Genomic DNA, 20,299 nt, shown 5'->3' with positions numbered 1-20,299 from the left:
CAGTATTTAATTTGCTTACAGATAGTTGATCAAGTCTATTATGAAGTGCCAAGTAACAGGTACGATGTACCAAATAAGAGCAAATAATGCGGGCAAGATAAATAGCAGCCATGCGGCACCACGAGATGGTCTATTAGTAACAGGATGGCGGAAAATCTTCGCTATTGTATTAATCCATATACTATATAGAAAAAGTAATACACATGCGTAGATAGCAATACCAATACAAGCAATGATAAAGCTTGTATTCTCAGCGGCTGCCAATTCTAAACTTGCTAACCAATACCATACTCTATCAACCGTTTGGTATGGAACAGTAATGGTGTAATCATAAAATATTGCGATAGGTTTGTATGGATATGAATAGTTGGCATAGTTTGCAAAATATGGCGTTATCATATTTAAAGCTTCATAGAACAGGCCAAGGCCCACTATGTATAACACTATTTTTGTTAAAAATGACGCTTCATTAGACGAGCCTACATAACTATCTTGAGACTGATAATACCCATTATAAGAGTTAGTGTTAGAATAAGTATTAGAATATTGGCCGGAGCGTATGATGCTGCGGTTTTGCGCTGTATCAGCTATGTATTTACCGTCATTAGGATTTTTTATTGACATTTTTAACCTTAAAATAGCTTAGATGGTGATACGACATTTCGTATAATGGCCTTAATCCTAATGATGTGTAAAAGGATGCAAGAAAGGCTAAAACTTTAAATGAGATTATACTTCTGATTTAACTATTAAGATTGAGCAAAAAATATATTAAAACTATTTTTTAATGCCATATCTTATGCTGAGGATTACTTTTTTCATCATAATTGATCAAACTCTAAAAAATTAGTATTAAAGCCACTAACAATCTATGTTATTAGGGGCTTTTTTGACATTAAGGTAATTGTACTTTGTGTCCAATACCATACAAGGGCAAACCCGGATGTAAAGCGAGTACCTAAGAAATCTTAAAAATAATAAATACTTGATAGGTTATGCTAGTCATAGGTTAGCAATTATTCTATAGTCAAGATCTTGTCTAGTTATGCTGTTGACAATATCTATCTTTGATAAGGTTATAAACAAAAAATGCATGGCTGTGGTACCTAATAAATAAAAATATGATTATTAGAAAGTTGCTTTATTCCTTCAAGAGCGGCCATAACGTCAGGACGGTATTGTTCTTTGTCAATAAGCTTGCCTTGATTTAATTTATTCTGCCAATTAGATAGGGTCTGGATTTCTATGGCTAGATGCTTTGTAGACGTTGAAAATTTACCATTATTATCCGCTACCTTCTTGACGACTTCGGCATTGTAGATTCCCACTTATCATGTTGACTTCCTATTATGATGCTTAGTTTACCAAGCTTACTCGTACAGTTTCTTCAGCATATCTTTTGGGCATCATACTCAAACTCTTTAGTGGTATTTCGATAATACTAGTAATCTAAATACTGTAAGTTTAGAAAGATGAATCTGACAGTAGAAACTACAACTTTTCGAAAAAAAGCTATTTACCAAAAATAGCAGGTAACCGTTTTATTTTTAGAGTTGTATTCGACCCCTCTCTTCTCCATCTCACCCCAGTATTCCATGGTTCGAGTTTGAAAGTTCGGCATAATGGTAGGTACAGTCGCAGTCGATGCAAACTTTAAAACGTTTTCACCACCTGATGATTCAGGTATAAAACTGAATGTATACTCCTCTAGAGGCTGACCACGGTAGGTAACGCCTTTATTGAAAATAACTCGATATTCAGTGTATGGTTCACCTACCTTCATTTTTACATCTTTTATCATATTTCGATATTCTGATAACCATTGGGTCTTTGGCTTCACAAAGTCACCAGAAGCTCTTTGGCCTCTGATGCTGTCTGTAAACGCCGAGTTCTTACTGGAAATCTTTTTATAAGGTGGCTTTTCACCATGACAAGCATCTTCCATCCAACCAAACACATGAACCATATCATTGCTTTTGTAGCTGGTTATAATTTTAGAGGAGCTGGGGGCAGCTAGAGTAGTAGTAGATAGTAAATATGCAGTCGCGAATAGTGTCAAAGAAGTTAGAGAAAGAGATTTCATAGTTGCTCCAATAGATAAATTTAGGTTGTTCGGGTGCATGCTAAAGAATGTATTATAGCCAAATAATTGTTAGGAGATGCTGCTAATAAATTCATAAGGTACACAGAAAGCAGTGTCTTTCTTAATATATTTGAAGCATTGTAAGACATCAGAAAAGTCAGGACTTTTCTTTTCATAGCGACTTTCTATTTCTTTATCAGATATTTTTTTAAATGTCTTATGATGTAAATTTATTATTTCAGCTGCTTTACCATTGACTGAGATACTTTCTTTTAAGTTTTGGACGTTTCCGTTTTTATCAAAATCAAACGTAGCATTATTGACGGTACGATAAGTACTACCCTTAGAAATTTTGAAATTTAGTTGGCTAATTGCATAACTCATACTCCCGCCTACTGCACCATCGTAAGTACAAGCTTTTACGATAGCCTTCTTCTTACTAATAGAGTCAACGGTGGTGCATTTGGTACCGCCATTAACATCACCCATGCCGGCAATAGCGCTAATAGAAAGTAATAGCAATGGAGTAACCATCAGTATTTTTGTGAGCTTCATGAATATATCCTTTTGTGAGTTTTAGGTTAAGTCAGAATGACTGGCTGTCTTTCTGATGAGTCGATTATAGCGTCTGAAATACTGGTTATTTTTTTAACCGACGAACGGTTGCTTATCAAGTTAAAACTTCTACAGCATATCCCCGTTTTTAGTAGTTAAGGCTATTAGTCGGTTTCAGGGCTTAATGGGGTCAAGGAGTGAAGCAGAACAAGATGGTTTCAAAATTTTTTTACCAACTAATGGTTTCGTATCTTTAGTATAGACCCCAACTTTGAGCTATTTACCTAAATAAAAATGCAGATTAAAAAAAGACTCTTTAAGCCATGAGAAATATAGCTTAAAGAGTCTTTTTTTATTTTTAAATTGCATGAATTTTATGATGCTTAATAATAAGTATATTTTTATAACAGCTAAACTAAAGGATTTGACACCCGATAGCTTATAACATAATAGTATTCACTATTAAGATAAATATAATGAATACTATTAATCTCAAACCTGCTCAGAAGTTCTTAACTTTTGATAAAAGGAATTTGGTTATACATATAGATGCGCAAAAAGCATTGACAGTTTGGCAGCAGTTTAGACCAAGAAATAGCTAGTATAAATATGGCTAGCTTGGATGATTATTATCGACCAGCACTGCGTTTAGTAATTGGTGAGAATCAGACTTATTGTTTTTTTTAATGAGTTTAGAAGGTTTGATAAAATTCTTATAGAAGAGACGAGTTTACGTCAGCCTTGCTTAGTTGCTGCTGAAAGCGTCAAAGATATTAAGCGCTTGGCTTGGAGTGAGTTTGTCGAGCTGGCCTTCTCAAGGGGAATTAATCACCCTGAGTTTTTAAAAGAATTAAGCTCCAGTGCACCAAAAAGTATTGTTTGCGAACTTATGAATATTGAGCGTCTGACGGTAGAGAATTATTGCAAGTCTGCTGGTATCAACCAAAGCGCTTATGAGTATCAGCAGTGTAAAGTTACCAATGATCAATAAATGTTGCGCTTACCTAAAAACCTGAGTTGGATGGACACTTCTTATGGGTCACACTAAACCATTTAATAAGGTAACCGATAGGCGAGTGTTGGATAAGCTTATCCCAATAGATTCACTACATCACATACAAATGTCTCAGCTTGTGATCGATGTGATAAGTTTTTTAGTGCCAGATGATGATATTGATTTATTGCACTCAACATCGGAATCTAATTCTGCAGACTTTACTGGCATAAACTGCACTGAGGTAATGACACAAATCATTCGGCAAGGTAAAACTGGAGAGTGGGCGGTCAGCTATCTGCTAATTGTCTTTTATCAGGCATATGGCGAAGTTGATATCAATAATAATGCTTGGCGTTTTATGAGTGGTTATCTGAAAGTGATAGTTATGATCACAGCACGTCACGACAAGTACTTTGCCAAAATAGATAAGCTTGGCGTGCGCATTCGTATGGCACTAAGACCTACTGACCCACAACGTAAGATTCTCGACCAGTTAATCAGCATTCACGCTCAGTGCGATAGCTTGACTTCATGCTTGCTTCATATCAGACAATATGAAGCAAGCATGAGGTCAAGCAGGAAGAGGCAACGGGTAAAACAGCCAATCAATATCTTAGTAGTAAAGTCGGTCAAATCAGGCTGGCTTATGAGGTAGCGATTGATAATAAAACCTTTGTTGGCAAAACTTATACTGAGAGCACTAAACGTGTAAAGTCGGCTCAAACAGTCATAAAGACAGCGGTGAGTACTGATAGATAATGAGCCACTACAAAGAATAGTGTTTGGTACGAAACAATCAAAAAAGCACAGTAACGTGGCAATTGCTGAAAATATTGCCGATGACGACGAAGTACCACTGCTAGACAATGACTTTAAGCCAGCCACAAAAATTGCTAAATCCTCTGAGCTGCAGCAATGGCGATTAAAAAATAACCATCAACATGCTAGTCGCAATCAGTTTCACTTCGCCACTAATCATCGTCAGCTGAGTATTATTGACTATCAGATGCTATTTGGCACGCTTTGGCAGCGCTTTATAAATGTTGATAAAGAGAGTCGTACTGGGTATGCAGTACTGCTGCTGTCACTGTTAAGTGGTCTTAGTATTGATAGCATACTCAAAGACTGAGCTAATGAGGCAACGCACTTATGTGAAGTATCGGTCGTCCATTTGCCGCTCTATTCAAAGTAAGTTTGGATCGATAATCCAGTTTTAATTACGTCCTGTGCCGTGATAGAGGTAATAGGGTAGTCACCGATATGGGGTGCAATATGCTCATCTAGATAGTTATGAAGTTTTGAACATTTTTGGGTGTAGTGCTAGATCTTTCGTTAATATAACTTTTGGCAATTACTCTAAATAAGTCTTTTTGCTCAAAGTTATTTTTTTCATGGTTTTTATGTTCTGTAGGGTCAATGCTATCATTTAGGAGTGTCTGAGCTTTATCGCGTGTCAGCCGAGCCTCTTTTAGCGACACTTGTGGTTTGAATGTAGAGTCAATAGTTTGTCTGGCTGGCTTGTAAATTCCTATCTGATAGGTCTTTTGCTTCGGTTTAAGGTCTTTGTCAGATTGATAGCGATAGATCATCTGCCAAAATAACGATCCATTTGGATGTTGTATAAGGTATAAATTGTTGCTATCACCATGGCGCGTGACTTTGGTGAGTGTGGACTGTTTGGCTATTGCTTTCACGCCAACGTCAGTTAATCGATAGTCTTGTCTTCTCGTCATGGCTTATAACTCAAGGCGTTAAGAGGTTTAACAACAACCTGAATGAATAATTAACAACAAAAAATGCTCTTGTTGGCTATTTAATATCAGCCTATAGACGTAAAAAACCTTGTATGCTTTACGCTACAAGGTTTCTTTGTATTCGATGGTGCGCCCACAGGGACTCGAACCCCGATCGATCGCTTAGGAGGCAACTGCTCTATCCTGTTGAGCTATAGGCGCGTAATGGAGTGCCATTGTAGAAAAAATGATTTATAAAAGCAATGAGTAATCATTAGGCATCGGGCTTTATGATTATTTGCCATTGCTAAGCGCGTCGCCCACATCTACTGAGTGCTCACCTGTTGCTTGTTTGGCACGTGAGCTGGGTTTGAATAAATCAGACATATCGTTCTTATAGCCGTCGATATTGTTATAATTATACTGACTTAAGATATCTTGACCGGTACTTGAGAGCAAAAAATTTCTAAAGTTAATCGCAGCAGGGTTCTGCGTTAATACAACGCCATCTACTGCTTGCGTATCTTGTAAGGCATAGCTAAAAGAGCTAATGCTACGGGTATTAGTATTATCGCTTTTGGCTTGAGCAGCAAATTCAGCATCAGTCTTACCATTTTCACCAATCCCATCTTCTACCATACTATCTTGCGCACTGCTATTATTCACTTTGCTTCGATTGTGCTTATCTTGAGCCGTCTTTATTTTTTCTTGCAAAGGTGATAAGCGCTCTTTTGACAGCTTGCCATTGGCAATAATCAAATCGGTATTAATGACATAAGACGCACGCTCATCGTCAGTGCGATTACTGTCGCTAAAGTCACTATCAGATAAAGTGAGAATGGCAGCAGAAGAGACATAGTTAGTCGCTATCTGCACATGCGGATAGCGTGATTGAAAGCTTGCGATAACGGCGTTTAGAGGCGCTTCTAGCTTGTCTTCTGCTTGTATATGCAAGGTGCTTTTAGCAATGGCATTTTCGTCATTATCCGCAGTCGATGAATTATTGTTGTTTGCCAAAATGGGCAGAGGATCCATGTTTTTGCGGTTACTGGTCCATAACCAAGTAAAGATGGCGATAAAAATAATCAACAGCAGTAAAATAAGCCCCGCTAATAGCAGCTTGTAATCTTTCATAGGTTATCGTTCTTTTCTTGGTTAATGTCATCAATGATTTGTATAGAGGATGAATGGTAGCAGATTTATTCGTGTTGATTTAACACCTCATCCGCCAAATCTGCCAGCATATCAGCAAAAATATCTATCGCTTCTACAGCAGCTGTTGGTTGCTCACTACCTTTTTGTTCGATGGTGCTATTTTGCTTAATGGCGCTATCGTTATTTAATGGCGCAGGTTGGTAGTTTGAAGGGGAAGCCGTCTGCTTGTCAATCGCTTTTGTTTCCGCTATTTTAGGCGCTCCCGTTTGGTGAGCGGCTAATGGTGATTCACCTGTCGCAAGCTTATCTTTTAGCCACTTAAAACCATTTGTCTCCCACCAAGCCTCAAAGCGTGGTAACGTGCTGCCGCGAACTGCCGCTGGCAAGTTCAAAGTACGTAGTTTTTGCGCGAGCACGGGGTCACTGATGGCTTGATGAATGCTTAGATAAAGCAAGGTACTATCATCGGTATAGGGCTGCCTATTTTGCCACGACCTATCATCAATTTTCATGCGTGGCAGTGCCCACAGCTCACCGCGATAATATACAACATATAATCGCCGTTTAGGATGAACGAAGATGGCATCAATGGGACGCAAAGGCATAGTATTATAATATCTCGTTAATATAGAAAATGATTGAACGCTTAAGTAGCAACAATGGCAAACTGCGACATAATGAAAATAACACTATCTTGTTTTACAGCTCAATAATCTTTCAGCAACGATAAGCGGTATAATAGCGCGACACTGACTGTCGTGAGGTCATGCTAGCGCAGTGAATAAACTGGTAAATAGCCAGTATCAATGGCACACTCATATTTGCTTTTTTTATAATCTCTCAAGCTTATAAGTAATGAGCCAGTCATCGTTGGCTGTTAGTATTATTTTAAGATGCTTAATATTGAATTATGGTCATTATGCTAGCAGAAATACAGAGTAGTAACGACTGCGAAACATGGATTGGTGAGTATCCTTTAGTGTGTTTCTTAATAACTATCAATATGCATTAAGAATCTATAGTCAGTTCAAAATAGCGTTCTGAGGGTATAAGTTTTCCTCTTAGCATTCACTTTATCAACTCAATCAGACTATCCTTTATGTTTACCATTATTCAGTCGCACCGTACCGAACACTTAGTTGAGCAATTACTGACTGCTTATCAGTCTAAAAACCTGCCTATCTTTGAAGAGTTTATTGTTATTGTGCCATCGATGGTACTGGGTGATTGGTTGGACAAATCAATTGCCAGTCAAGCAGGTATTAGTACCTTGGTGACCACCAAGTTTTGGGGCCAATATCAATGGACCTTGATGCAAAAGGTCTTGGCTGAGCACAATGTCTGGCTTGAGGTCAATCAGCGCGCGCAAGAGATTGTGACGGTGCCTGAGGTTGCGGTATTGACTGGGGCTGTGATGCAGTGGCGGCTGTTTGGTTACTTTACTTATTATCAAGCGCAGATTATGGCCGATGATAAGCATCCTTTGTATCCGCTGCTATCGGCGTTACTCGATGAAGAGTCAGATCGTAGTCAGCAAGATGTGCGTCTATGGTCGCTGGCGACAGATTTTTCGCGGGTATTTAGCCGTTATTTGACCCATCGTGAGGATTGGCTGACCTTATGGTCTGATAATAAAGCGGTTGATGTCGAGCTGTTGGTCGCTGAAAAAGACAAGCTAACCATGGAGTTTGATAAGTATGCTGGTAGCACACCTGACTGGTTGGTTGCGCATTATACCGAGCTTGAAGTCGCTCAGCGGCACTTATGGCGGTTATTGTTTGCTTCGGTGTATGAGCATCGCGCCTCTATTGAGACGCGCTTTTGGCAAATCATGGCGCAAGATAAGGCTGATAGTGGGGTAGATATACAAACGATACTGCCAACCCAGCTGCATATTTTTACCATTCAACAATTGCCACAGAACGAGCTGAATTTCTTACAGCGCTTATCCACTTACATGGATATCACTTTATTACATTACAATCCGTCGCAACTGTTCTGGGCAGATATTGTCGATAAGCAGTGGCTGCAGCGTCAGCAAGTGATTAACCCTGAAAGCGTGTTTCTACGAGATTATGGGCACACGCTATTGTCGCGTTTGGGCAAGCAGTCGCGTGAGACCTTTGCCATGCTGGCAAGCCTATCGGGTAACGAAGACAAAAACGGTTTTAAGCTTGATTGGCAAGATAAGTTTGATGTCGGCTATCAGCCTACAACTGATGCACAAGCCGAGCGTCCGCTCAGTCTACTCGCACACCTGCAACAAGATGTCCTTATGCTGGATGAAAGTGCAACGCAGCAAACGACCGCTGGGCGTCTAAGTGCTGCGCTGAGCACGCAAATGCAGAATGATTCAAATACCGCTTTAAGTAATAAAGATACAAATGCTAAAAATAGCCTAAGCAAAGATAATGATTCTAACTCATGGTATAGCGACGATAGTTTAAAAGGTAAGCGCTATGAGCAGCCGCGCCAATGGCAATTATCGCAATATGATAATAGCCTAAGCATTCATTCTTGCCATAATTTGCAGCGTCAGCTTGAAGTGTTACGCGGTATGATTGGACGTTGGTTAAATGAGCCAAACGAAGATGGTAGCACGCGTCATCTGTCTGATGTCGTGGTATTACTCCCTGATGTCGATCGTCATCATGAATTGATTAATTCGGTATTTGTTAATGGCGAAGGGCAAGATGGTCTGACGCTACCGGCTAAAGTCACCGGTGTCGTCGATAAGTCGATTCGCCAGTTATGGGAGGCGATACGGGGTTTTTACGGCCTATTAGGGAGCGAGAGTGCTCGCTTTGAAGGGGCTGCAGTTTTTGATTGGTTGATGCTGCCTCCGCTATATGAAAGTCTCGGCTTAACGCATGAGCAGATGAGCCGCGCCTGTGATTTATTAGAGCAAGCAGGATTCGTACGCGGTTTTGATGAAGTGCATTTGCAGCAAACGCTTGACGTGGACGATTATGATTATCGGTTTAGCTTTGCTCATGCGTTAGATAAAGTGGCACTAGGTTTGGTCATGCCCGAGGCGCAGATTAGCGATTGCCTATATCCTGATAACTGGCAAGACAATGCTTTAGCGGAAAAAACCGTGCCTATGTCAGCGATTAGTTTGGCGGATGCGGCGATTATTGAAGCCTTATGCCGTGTCTATAATGGCTTACATCATTGCCGTTACGAGTTTGAAGCCCGTTATAATGCCGAAAAATGGCTCAATAATATTGAGAACCATATCATCCATCCGTATTTTGGCGCCCTTGATCAAACCCGTCCCATGCGCGCCATCTTTAATGCCATGAATGGCTTTAAGAGCAGTTTACGTGCCAACCGTCATTATCAGCGCTACCATAGCGAAAACGACAATCGGCCGCATACGACAGTCGACAACGAAACGCCAGAGAATCTATCAAGCTTATTACAACTTGAAGCCAGTCAAGTAGAATCAAAATTATCGCAAGTCAGCAATTTGCCATTAAAGCTTAGTTTTATGCTTGATAGTATTGAGGATGAACTAGAAAGTCAGCAGGTCAGTGCCGAGCCAACAGGGGTGATTACCTTTGGACGCTTTGGTGCACTGCGTAACGTACCGTTTGGGTTGGTGGTGATGCTCAATATGGATTTGGCTGAGTTCCCCAACCGTGACCGCGACAATCGTTATGATTTGATGAAGTCTGGGCTGGCACGTCGCGGCGATAGATTTAGCGAAGATGATGACAATGGGGCGTTTTTGGATGCGTTACTCTGCGCGCGCAATGCTTGTTGGATTTTTTATAATGGTCAGCGCTTGACCGATGCTCATGAGCACTTGCCTGCCAATCCGGTGAGTGAGTTATTGCAGTTTTTACAAGGTGAAGTGCAATGGCAGTGGGATCCGCTAAAAACTGAGCAGCTTAAGAGCAAATCTTTAACGACTGTTAATGGTGATGAGCAATCGGCGTTGGCAGCGCAAGTGCAGCGTTATCTGCCCAAGCTGATTGAACAGTGGTTAGTGACCCGTCATCCCGCGTTACCCTTTGCCGAAGAGGTATTTGTGCAATCAGCAGCTGATGCCGTTGGCTCAGATATCCTAACAGCTAGCGAAGAGGATGGCCAAGCATTGACGGACTTGCTGGCGCGTGCTATGCAAAAAGAAAAGCTGTACCAACAAAGTACCAACGCCCCAGCCAAAGTATGGCATGAGGTGTTTGAGCGCTTGCATACTCACGATGATGCCAGCTTGCCAGCCATCAAGGTTAATCTACCTAGCAGCGAGGATTATGTCAATATTGCTCAACGTATTGTATCAAGTAGCATTGCGCCTCATGAAGCTACGCCATTTATGGCTGAACGGTTTGAGATTAACCAAGTTGATATGCAGTCGCTATACTACCAAGTGCGTCACCCTGCCAAGCATTTTTTACGCGAGCAGCAAGTGCATGTGGTCTTACCAGAAGATGAAATGGCGCACCAAGAGCCTTTGTCATTATCAGGTCTAAGTGCTTATGCTGTGAATACGCAGCTGCTTGATGAATTGAATAAAGATAGCGATATCGTTACTGATGAGGTAAATGATAAAGCAAGTATCGGTAGCCAGACCAAGAAACCTCTCAGCAAACTACTATACGACCCAGTCATGCCAGCTGGCGTGGCACGGCAATCAACGCTGCAGTATCAGCAGCTTAAACTGCAACAGCAATGCCAAGAGTTTGCTGATCAGCTATTGTCATTAGGGATAGATGCTCATGGTAGTGCTAGTAATAGTAGAGTCTTACTAAGCCCTTGTGCGGAGACCATGACCACGGTTGTGACCCCAGATATAAATCCACAAGGTAAATTACAGATTAAAGGTATGGTGCCCGTTGCCAATCACAATCATAATTCTAGCCTTGATTCTAACCCTGATAAATCACAATACCGGTCATCTTCACCTCAGCTGTGGTTAAATATTCGGCCCAATAGCGCACGTACGCAATATTTACTGCATTTTTGGTTGGCGCATGTTTATTGGCAGGTTGCACGCCATACCACTGACGCGCAAGTTGCTGCTGGCGACGGTAGAAGTATTTGGCGCTTTAATAAAGGCAGCGATGAGTATAAAAAGTTTAAAGATAAAACCACTTTTGAGCTTGCGCCTATTGCTTATGATACAGCTTTGGCAGAATTGCTTAAATGGATAAGGTTTGCACATATGGCTGGCAAGATACCGATGACGGTGCTGCCAGTTCATGCGCTTTCTTATCTTGATAAGCTCAATGAAGCCAAAGCAAAAGATACCGATTATCAGCCGAAGCGTAGTGACTTTGAAAGTTGGTTATGGCCGAGCTTTAACAGCGATGTTATCTATGACACTTGCTCACAGCATGAGCTATGGCAATATATTCTTTATAAACAAGATGTTTTTGCCAAGTTAAAAGACGCCCTACCAGCCTTATCAGCGCCTTTATTTTCGGCAATGGACGAAGCGCTAATAGCCTTATAAATGCGTTTAGTGCTAAGTATTTCATGACTAATGAATAATAATGATGTTAATCGTACGACTTTGAACAAGTGATTTTTATGGATCAATATAACAACGCTATCAATACTGCTAATGGCTTAGATAATGTCGGTCATGTCTATAGTAGTGATTATTATAATAATAATGATGATGATTATAGTCATGCTAGCCCCGATTATTTAGTTAGTGATTTAACTGAAAAGAGTGATAATAAGCCAGAAGAGCCACCTGCGATTCGTATCAAGTTAAACGGCAAGTATTTGATAGAAGCCTCAGCGGGTACGGGTAAGACGTGGACTTTGACCGGTATTGTTTTGCGCCTACTCATCGAAGCAAAACGTGCGCCTGAGCATATTATTGCCACCACTTTTACTCGCGCCGCTGCTGCTGAGATGCGCCAACGTATCCATGACCGCTTGGTTGATTTTTATCAATTATTACAATGGCTCAATAACGTCCAAGCTAACCCAAGCACGCATTCTATTCTTTACCCTCAGCTTGTAGCTAACAACGACAGGACTAATAATAGAAATACTGATAAACGGAGCCCTAACGATAAACAATCAAATAATAAAGCGCTTACATCAGATAACAGGGTAAGTGCAGAGCAACGTCAGGCACGTAAAGAATGGTTAGAAGAAAAGGCTAAGCTATCTGGTAACGCCGACTTGATGGCAGATTCCATTAATAGCCACCTGCTGATATATTTATTAGATCATACCGAAGATTATCCATTAGCAGATGCTATGAGGCGCTGTGCATTGGTACTAACGACATTAGATAAACTGTTTGTTGGTACCTTGGATAGCTTGTCACAAAAATGGCTGTCTGAATATAGTGCCGAAACTGGGTATCAACAAGGCGTACAGATAAGCGACCAAGAACAAATAGTGATAGAAAGCATCATTCATGATGCCGTACGCGCACATCACAGCTATCTGTTTAACCAAAAGCACGAGATTTATCAGTTATTGCAGCATACCAATCGTTTGACTGCGCCTGCTGATCATATTGGCGTCGCGCAAAAATCCATGCAATTTATTTCAACGCCTATCGAGAATGTTGAGATGGGAGCAGAGATAGACTTTAGCGCTTATCAGCAAGCGTTAGATGCGTTTAAAAATTGTGATTTAAAGGATGTCGAGCCATATTTCAGCAAAGACTATCGCAAGGCACAAGGGTTTCATGGTACCGCGGGTCTTGGTGCTAAAATTGATAGAATTTATCATATTCAGTCTGCTATCGAAAAAAACGGTACCTTATTTTTTGCGCATTTAGATGAGGACACACAGAAGTTTTATGATGCGTTGCCCCTCGCTTTTTTAACCAAAGAAGAAGGTGGTAAAGGTTTTAATGCCAATAAAGAACAAGAGCGGGCAACGTTTATCAGTTTACCTAGTATTCAAGCCTTAAAAACAGTCTGTGATTACGCCAACCAGATAGAGATGTATCTTGATGCGCTTGTCGAAAACCTTAACCGCGACATCGCCCTCAAAGTGCGCCAAAAACTGCCATCGATATTAGAAGCGCGTCGTGAGACTACTTTCGCTCTGCAAATGGTACGCTTAAACCAAGCATTGTCAGGTAAGCAAGGTGAGCGGCTAGCACGTTATATTCGCCATCATTATCCGGTGGCGTTGATTGATGAGTCACAAGATATCAATGGTGAGCAGGCGCGCATGATTGAGCGTATTTATCTTTCTAAGAGTAATGATAGTGTGAACCAGAGTAACAATCGCGGCTTCCTATTGCTCGTTGGTGATCCAAAACAAGCGATTTACGGGTTTCGCGGTGGTGACGTTGCTAACTATAATGCGATGAAGTCCATGTTTGCCAAAGACAGGATTATGACGCTTGATGTCAATCGCCGCTCTAATGAGCGCTTGATTACTGCCCTGAACCACTGGTTTGGCAGACCGACTTCAGAATTGCAAGATGCAAGCTTTGATAAGGCCAGTCAATTGGCGCAGTTGGGTAAGAGTATTTACTACCAGCATATAACCGCTGCTAACACGAACTCCCGACTTTCATGGCAAACGCCTATAGAAGGGCAGGTAAAGGCGCAAGCGGAAAATACTGATATCTTATCTAATAGCCCTGTTAGTGTGATTCATCTGCCTTATGACAAACAAGCCAAGCATAATGCATTTGAGCTTACCGCGTTGCATATCGCGGCGTTGCTGGCAAGTGGGCAAACGATAGAAGGACGAGCTATTAAGCCAAGTGATATTGGTGTTCTGGGTCGTCGTAAGCATGAGCTAAAGCAAGTTGAAGACATGCTCAGCAAGCTTGGTGTCCCAACGCTAGAAACCGCTGAAAAAAATGTCTTTGATACGGCTATCGCTGCTGACTTAGCCGCCTTGTTAGAAGCCATGCTGCGACCACATCGCCGTGACATCATTAACCGCGTATTGACCAGTAATTTTTATCAGATGAGTCTCAATGACGTACAAGCTTTGATGCTCGATGACGATGAAGGAAACGAAAGCAGTGAAAGCGATGCTCTTACTAATGTTGCTCAAACGGACAGAAAAACAGATACCGAGCAAGCAGAATTAAAACAACGCTATCAAGACTTCCAGTTGTATTTAAAGACTGCTGCTTCGCATTGGCAGCACAATGGTATTTTATCGGCATTGCATTATTTGTTTGCTCGTAACCCTATGGTTAGCGCAAATAGCTTGTCATCCGATAGACAAGCAAAGAGCCAAAATGTGTGGGTGGGGCTTGCTGACATAGAAGACGGTGCTCGCTACTTGATGGACTTGCGTCATTTGCTCGATATCTTAGCACAGCATGGTATGCATATCGGTGAGCATGAGCTGCTCGCTTGGTATAAGAAAAATATGAATAGTAGCCGTACGCCAGAATGGGCGCAGCAGCAGCCACTACCGACAGAGTCAGGTGTGCAGCTTATGACTATTCATAAATCTAAAGGCCTTGAGTTCCCGATTGTCTATGTTGTTGGCATGGACGCTGCTAGTAAAAAAGCTGGTGAGCGTAGCAAAAATAATCTATTTTTATATGACCATGAGGCAGAAGAAAATAAGACAGAACGCCGTCTGTCTGCCAGTAAAGGCAAGCGCTATAGTAAATCTGCTAAAGGTGAAAAGCCAACCGATTATTACACCCAGTTTGAAACCACAGAAAACTATGAAGAGCTCAGACGACTGGCTTACGTTGCTTTTACACGTGCCAGTGAGCAATTATATATGGTGTTTAGTGATTCTGGCAAAAATCAGGACGATCATCTAAAACCAATTGCCCAGTGGCTAAACGGTAAAGGTAAGAATCTTGAATTACCAGACTATCTAAAAGATTATGTGGACTGGCTAGAATATACAACGATTGAGCCCATCGCTGAAACTATGCTTAAGACCAGTAAAACGCCTCAACATACTAACCATATTAATGCCTCCTCTGAGTTACAGACGCTAAGGCGCATTAATTACCAAAGCGCTTATGCCCAGATACAACTAAACTCGTTCAAAGGCTGGGCTAAGACCAGCTTTACCGCACTATCGCGTCAGCTTGGCGAAAAGAGTCAAGCATTAGCGGTGTTTGATGATGCGATAGAAGATGACTTAGACCTAACCGATAGTATGCATCTGGCTTCTGATTCTCAGGTGTCTCAAAGTGATGGTGAGCGTAAAACGGTCTCATTAAACGGTAATGAGAGCAATCTAGTATCCAGTGACGATATTCGCTTCCGCTTTGTGAAGGGTGCAAATGCCGGTACATTCTTGCATGAGATTTTTGAAAAGATAGACTTTACAGATAATAGTAAATGGTCCGCTATTATTGATCAAAGTATTCGTCAGTATCAGCTACCGATCAGTTATGCCAGCGCTAGCGCTCAGCAGCGATTACAACAAGGCAAGACATTACCTGTCGAGCCTGATGCCGACAATATCGATTTGACTGAGACAAGTCAGCTAGGGGTTGCTCATGAAGAGCTAATGGCTTGGGTAGCTGATGTATTGGCTGCTCCATTACTGGCCTCTGGACAGCCTTTACAAGCAATAGCGCCTAAAAAGCGTATCGCTGAGCTTGGCTTTAACATGGGATTGTCAGAAGACTTTACCCCTGAAGGTATCAACCGCATCTTTGCGCAGTATTTACCTGATGAGCCTGAGAAACATATTGAGCTCACTCCGCAGTATGCGAATCATATTTATCGGTACTTACGCGGTGAGATTGACCTCGTTTATGAGTACGCTGGCAAGTACTACGTGGTGGACTATAAAAGTAACTATTTAGGAAATAGCCTAAGTAATTATAACAACGAAAATCTAAGCGCCGCTATGAATAAAGCAGGTTACTGGTTACAAGCCGCCATTTATCAAGTCGCTTTGCATCGGTTTTTACGCTTGCGTTTAAAGGGTTACGTCGGTAATGAAACACAGTATTTAGGCGCAGTAGAGTATGTATTCTTGCGTGGTATTGACTCACAAGGTGCACATAATTATGGGCGGATTCAGTGGCAAATACCGTTTGAGCTGGTCAAAGCGTTGGATGAGATGTTTGGTAGCCCTAGCGCTTTATAATTTTTAAATTAATAACCTTAAAATAATGATAAAAATGGATAAATAATGAGTGATGTTAAAAGTATAAACAGCGTGAGCAAGCCAGCAAAAGCAACAAATAGCGCTCAAAATACTGTCGGTGATAACGCTGGCAATAGTTGGGCGACGACGATTAGCCAATATTTATTGCAGCGCCGCGCACAAACGCAGACTGCCTATCAAAGTCAGCTGCTACCCAATAGCTCAAATGAGTCGGGTGACATGCAAGATTGGTTGTTTGAGACGCTATTTGAAGTGCTGGTGCAGCGTTTAGAGGAAGGGCATACCGTTCTAGCGCTTGATGCTTTTCATAACGTCGCAAGCGGTGAGGCTATGAATGCCGATAATGGGCTATTTGCTTGGCAGCAACAGCTATTACAACCTTTAGTACAGCCGCTGTGGTCGGCATTCACCAACACCAATATGACAGACATATCTATTAATGAGCTGCTAGAAGAAGATTCTATTTGGGAGTCGGCATTACGCCAATCCACACTGTCAGCCTATGACAAACGCATATTAGAGCAGCGCCGAAAAGCTTGGGTAAAGCTTTATCAATCGCTAAAAGATATAGCTAATAGTACTGACTCGAAAGAAATTAGCCTAAGCGATTTCAGTGAATTATTAAGTAAACACGCACTTTTTAATAGCAACACAAAAGATAAAAACGATATTACAAGTCCCATTGTCTTTCAAATAGACGAGGACTTAAATAATCAATCTATAAAAATAACTTTGTGGTTGCATCGTACTTGGCAAGCAGAATTCGCTCTGGCGCAGCATGTGCTGCGTATTAAAAATCAAAGCCTTGTTGAGCTACCGATTAAACTAAGTTCGTCGCTAATTGATGAGCAGCAAGATGCTATCCATATGGCCAATCGCTCAGCATTTAGTATTATCACTGGTGGGCCAGGGACCGGCAAGACCTTTACCGTTGCCCAGTTAGTCATGGCACTACAGCAAGAACAAGCAGCAGATGAGAAGGGTAGTGAGTCAAAAGCCAATTTAGCACTAGCGGCTCCGACAGGGAAGGCGGCGCAACGTATGCAAGAGTCGTTGCAGAATGCCATACAGCAAGCAGGTGTCTCTATGCAACTGCCAGAGGCGAAAACCATACATCGCTTGCTCGGCATCGGGCAGGGCGGGCGCCCACGCTACCATAAAGATAATCCACTCAGTGAAGACATCGTCATCGTTGATGAAGCTTCGATGCTTGGTGTAGAGCTTGCCAATCATCTAGTGAGCGCCATAAAGCCCAATGCGCGGCTGATACTACTTGGTGACGCCAATCAGCTAGCAGCGGTCGATGCGGGGGCTGTATTGGCAGATTTGTGCCGTATAGAGGCGCTACAAGACGTGCACCAACGTTTAATCGCCAGTCGCCGGTTTAAAGAGGATTCAGGTATTGGTAAGCTTGCTAAACTGATTAACCAAACAGATAAGAGTCAGAACCGAAGCGAAAATATGGACGCTGTTTGGCAGCTTCTTCAAAAGGATGACGCATTAAGTTTTTATCATCTGACAGCGGGCAATAATGAAGAAACTGACAGCAGTAGAATTAATAATAAGATAGAAAATAGCCTAAGTAATTATAAATTTCTCAAAGTAATATCCAATAATTACCTTAAATACTTCAACCAAACCAATAAAATACTAAATAAGATTAAAATAGCGAAATCCATACCAACTAAAGAATATCTTACTGAGTTTGGTGAGCTTATAGAGCTACTTAATCGTTTTCGAGTTTTAACGGCTGGGCATCATGGCCGCTGCGGTGACCATTACATCAATAATTATCTGAGCGAGCAGCATAAAACTCAGTTAAAGTTACCACTTTCCAAATCACCTTGGTATCACGGTCGTCCAGTCATGGTATTGCAAAATAATTATGAGCTAGGGCTATTTAACGGTGACATCGGTATCTGTCTGCAAGTAGAAAAAGGGCGACTACAGGTATTTTTTGAGAACAAAAAACAGGGTGTTAATATCAATATGCTAAGTGATGAGATGATTGCGACTGCGTATGCGATGACCATTCATAAATCCCAAGGGTCGGAATTTGACCATGTAGCGATTAGCTTCGATGATAATAATGCACGCTTATTAAGCCAAGAGTTGATTTATACGGCTGTCACACGCGCTAAAAAACAAGTTTCTATTTTTAGCACTGCCTCGGCATTGACCTCCGCATTATCAACACCAACGATGCGTCAAACTGGACTGAGCTTACAGTTTGAAAAACTGCTAGAGTAGGCGGTTGATTCTACCTTTTAAGATTATCAGTTCGTTGAAGGTTATAAAAAGGTAAAAAAATAGCGTAAAAAAAAGCATCCTATATCGGATGCTTTTTTAAACTTGAATTTTCAGATTTACATTTTGTCTTCTTTAATAGCATAGATACCAGGCAAATGGCGCAAGTAACCATGGAAATCCATACCACAGCCATAAACATAGCGGTCTGCGACATTGATACCAACAAAATCAACATCAAAGTCTGCAACCTTACGATCGTGCTCTTTATTTAGCAACACGCAAGACTCAATAGATAACGGATTTTCTTTACCCAATTCTTCAACGATGGCTTTTAGCGTGATGCCTTCGTCAAAAATATCATCAATCAATAAGACGTGTTCGCCTTCGATGCTCACATCAGGTTTGAATTTCCAATCAAGCTCATTGGTACCGGCGTTATCACGATAGCGCGACGCATGGATATAATGCATGCGATGGTAGAACGTTAGATGAGTCAGTAGTTGACCGGCTGGGATAAGCCCACCGTTCATAACCACCATCACGATTGGGTTTAAACCGGCATAATGTAGGTTGAGTTGGGCGGCAAGGCGCTCATAAGCAGCGGCTACTTCGATACTGCTGATTAGGCACTCTGAGTTGCGCAGGGTTTTTTCGATTTCTTGATTACTAATTTGGGTCATGAGTTGCGCCTTTGATAAAAGTGCCGCCTATTTTAGCAAATTTTAGCAAATTTGCCCAACACTACAGTCTTAATAAAAACATAATATTCGTTATTCAGGCTTTTTCACGATAAAAGGACGATAATAATTCGCCAAACGGTTTAATGACGCATCAGGTAAGTCAGGTAGCAGTTTATTTAATGCCATGCTCATACCTTTATCAATAGCGGCTTTTGCAACTGGCACAGACTTACGCTTAATCATGCCAAGTTTCAACGTTTCAGAGTAGCGACTGATAAAATGCGTTAATGTCTCTTCATTTACGGTCTCAAGTGCTTTTTTAAATGCCACTCTGTCAACGTGTTCGGGTGTAATCGCCGCAAAACCGTCATCAATGATTTTAGCGTCTGCATCTGATAATTTAAAACCGATACGCTTCACACCTTCGTTATCAATAAAGGTCGCTTGATCTCTCAAAAAATGAAAGCTTGGCATTACTTCTTCGTTGTTTTCTTTACCCAATAGAATATTGAGTAGGGTATCCGTCGCCCGTTCAATCGTACCAACGATTTTACGCATAGAGGCTTGGCGCTCAGGATTTGGAATAATATCTACCAGTCCAACCAATAATTTATCCGTAAGGTCGCGCGCCGTTTGATGGGTAAGTGCATCACGATATGGGTAATAATCTGTTTTGTCGTTTGATTCAATGACTTGCTCCGCCTCAATAATCAACGCTTTCAATTCATCTGAAGGTACGAATCCAAAATAATGTGTCATTTTAATCCCTGTATTTATTGTTTTTAATGTTTCACCA

14 protein-coding genes and 1 tRNA gene are annotated in these 20,299 nt (G+C 41.4%); 6 read left to right on the top strand and 9 right to left on the bottom strand.

The window, feature by feature from the left end; genetic code table 11:
- Positions 1-15: 15 nt before the first annotated feature.
- From JMW39_RS00165 to JMW39_RS00155, 3 genes are all read right to left on the bottom strand, one after another.
- Positions 16-624 (bottom strand): hypothetical protein, encoded by a 609-nt coding sequence (locus tag JMW39_RS00165; protein ID WP_201542925.1) that lies wholly within the window; start codon positions 622-624, stop codon positions 16-18.
- 892 nt (positions 625-1,516) lie between these two features.
- Positions 1,517-2,083, bottom strand: a complete 567-nt coding sequence (locus tag JMW39_RS00160) for a hypothetical protein (RefSeq protein WP_201542924.1) — start codon at positions 2,081-2,083, stop codon at positions 1,517-1,519.
- A 69-nt stretch (positions 2,084-2,152) separates the two neighbouring features.
- Positions 2,153-2,638: a hypothetical protein gene (locus JMW39_RS00155; protein WP_201542923.1), complete on the bottom strand. Its 486-nt coding sequence runs from the start codon at positions 2,636-2,638 to the stop codon at positions 2,153-2,155.
- Positions 2,639-3,296: 658 nt separating this feature from the next.
- On the opposite strand from JMW39_RS00155, the gene JMW39_RS00150 reads away from it, so the two are divergent.
- The 3 genes from JMW39_RS00150 (at position 3,297) to JMW39_RS00140 (ending at position 4,764) form a co-directional block, all read left to right on the top strand.
- A complete protein-coding gene (locus tag JMW39_RS00150) occupies positions 3,297-3,629 on the top strand; it encodes a hypothetical protein (RefSeq protein WP_201542922.1) in 333 nt (110 codons plus the stop codon).
- A gap of 43 nt (positions 3,630-3,672) precedes the next feature.
- On the top strand, positions 3,673-4,290 hold the full coding sequence (locus tag JMW39_RS00145; RefSeq protein WP_201542921.1) for a hypothetical protein: 618 nt from the start codon (positions 3,673-3,675) through the stop codon (positions 4,288-4,290).
- 159 nt (positions 4,291-4,449) lie between these two features.
- Positions 4,450-4,764 (top strand): hypothetical protein, encoded by a 315-nt coding sequence (locus tag JMW39_RS00140; RefSeq protein ID WP_201542920.1) that lies wholly within the window; start codon positions 4,450-4,452, stop codon positions 4,762-4,764.
- Positions 4,765-4,915: 151 nt separating this feature from the next.
- On the opposite strand, the gene JMW39_RS00135 is transcribed toward JMW39_RS00140, so the two are convergent.
- The 4 genes from JMW39_RS00135 to JMW39_RS00120 all read right to left on the bottom strand — a co-directional run bounded on the left by JMW39_RS00135 (position 4,916) and on the right by JMW39_RS00120 (position 7,128).
- Positions 4,916-5,368, bottom strand: coding sequence for an Arm DNA-binding domain-containing protein (locus tag JMW39_RS00135; protein ID WP_201542919.1), 453 nt, complete (start codon positions 5,366-5,368; stop codon positions 4,916-4,918).
- A gap of 146 nt (positions 5,369-5,514) precedes the next feature.
- Positions 5,515-5,590: transfer RNA gene (locus JMW39_RS00130), tRNA-Arg, on the bottom strand.
- Between the two features lie 72 nt (positions 5,591-5,662).
- Positions 5,663-6,502, bottom strand: coding sequence for a hypothetical protein (locus tag JMW39_RS00125; protein WP_201542918.1), 840 nt, complete (start codon positions 6,500-6,502; stop codon positions 5,663-5,665).
- A 65-nt stretch (positions 6,503-6,567) separates the two neighbouring features.
- Positions 6,568-7,128, bottom strand: coding sequence for a hypothetical protein (locus JMW39_RS00120; protein ID WP_201542917.1), 561 nt, complete (start codon positions 7,126-7,128; stop codon positions 6,568-6,570).
- 494 nt (positions 7,129-7,622) lie between these two features.
- On the opposite strand from JMW39_RS00120, the gene JMW39_RS00115 reads away from it, so the two are divergent.
- The 3 genes from JMW39_RS00115 to recD all read left to right on the top strand — a co-directional run bounded on the left by JMW39_RS00115 (position 7,623) and on the right by recD (position 18,823).
- The gene (locus JMW39_RS00115; protein ID WP_201542916.1) at positions 7,623-11,987 is read left to right on the top strand and encodes an exodeoxyribonuclease V subunit gamma; all 4,365 of its coding nucleotides are present in this window, start codon (positions 7,623-7,625) and stop codon (positions 11,985-11,987) included.
- A 77-nt stretch (positions 11,988-12,064) separates the two neighbouring features.
- Positions 12,065-16,552 (top strand): UvrD-helicase domain-containing protein, encoded by a 4,488-nt coding sequence (locus JMW39_RS00110; RefSeq protein ID WP_201542915.1) that lies wholly within the window; start codon positions 12,065-12,067, stop codon positions 16,550-16,552.
- 45 nt (positions 16,553-16,597) lie between these two features.
- Complete coding sequence (gene recD, locus JMW39_RS00105) at positions 16,598-18,823, top strand: exodeoxyribonuclease V subunit alpha (RefSeq protein WP_201542914.1); 2,226 nt, start codon at positions 16,598-16,600, stop codon at positions 18,821-18,823.
- A gap of 116 nt (positions 18,824-18,939) precedes the next feature.
- On the opposite strand, the gene JMW39_RS00100 is transcribed toward recD, so the two are convergent.
- Complete coding sequence (locus JMW39_RS00100) at positions 18,940-19,503, bottom strand: hypoxanthine-guanine phosphoribosyltransferase (RefSeq protein ID WP_201542913.1); 564 nt, start codon at positions 19,501-19,503, stop codon at positions 18,940-18,942.
- 90 nt (positions 19,504-19,593) lie between these two features.
- The gene (locus JMW39_RS00095) at positions 19,594-20,262 is read right to left on the bottom strand and encodes a hypothetical protein (RefSeq protein WP_201542912.1); all 669 of its coding nucleotides are present in this window, start codon (positions 20,260-20,262) and stop codon (positions 19,594-19,596) included.
- Between the last annotated feature and the right edge of the window lie 37 nt (positions 20,263-20,299).

Origin of the sequence: Psychrobacter immobilis (assembly GCF_904846175.1) — a bacterium.
Taxonomy (GTDB): domain Bacteria; phylum Pseudomonadota; class Gammaproteobacteria; order Pseudomonadales; family Moraxellaceae; genus Psychrobacter; species Psychrobacter immobilis_E.
Note: the sequence above shows the minus strand (reverse complement) of the source record. Positions and strands in the feature narration are given on the sequence as shown.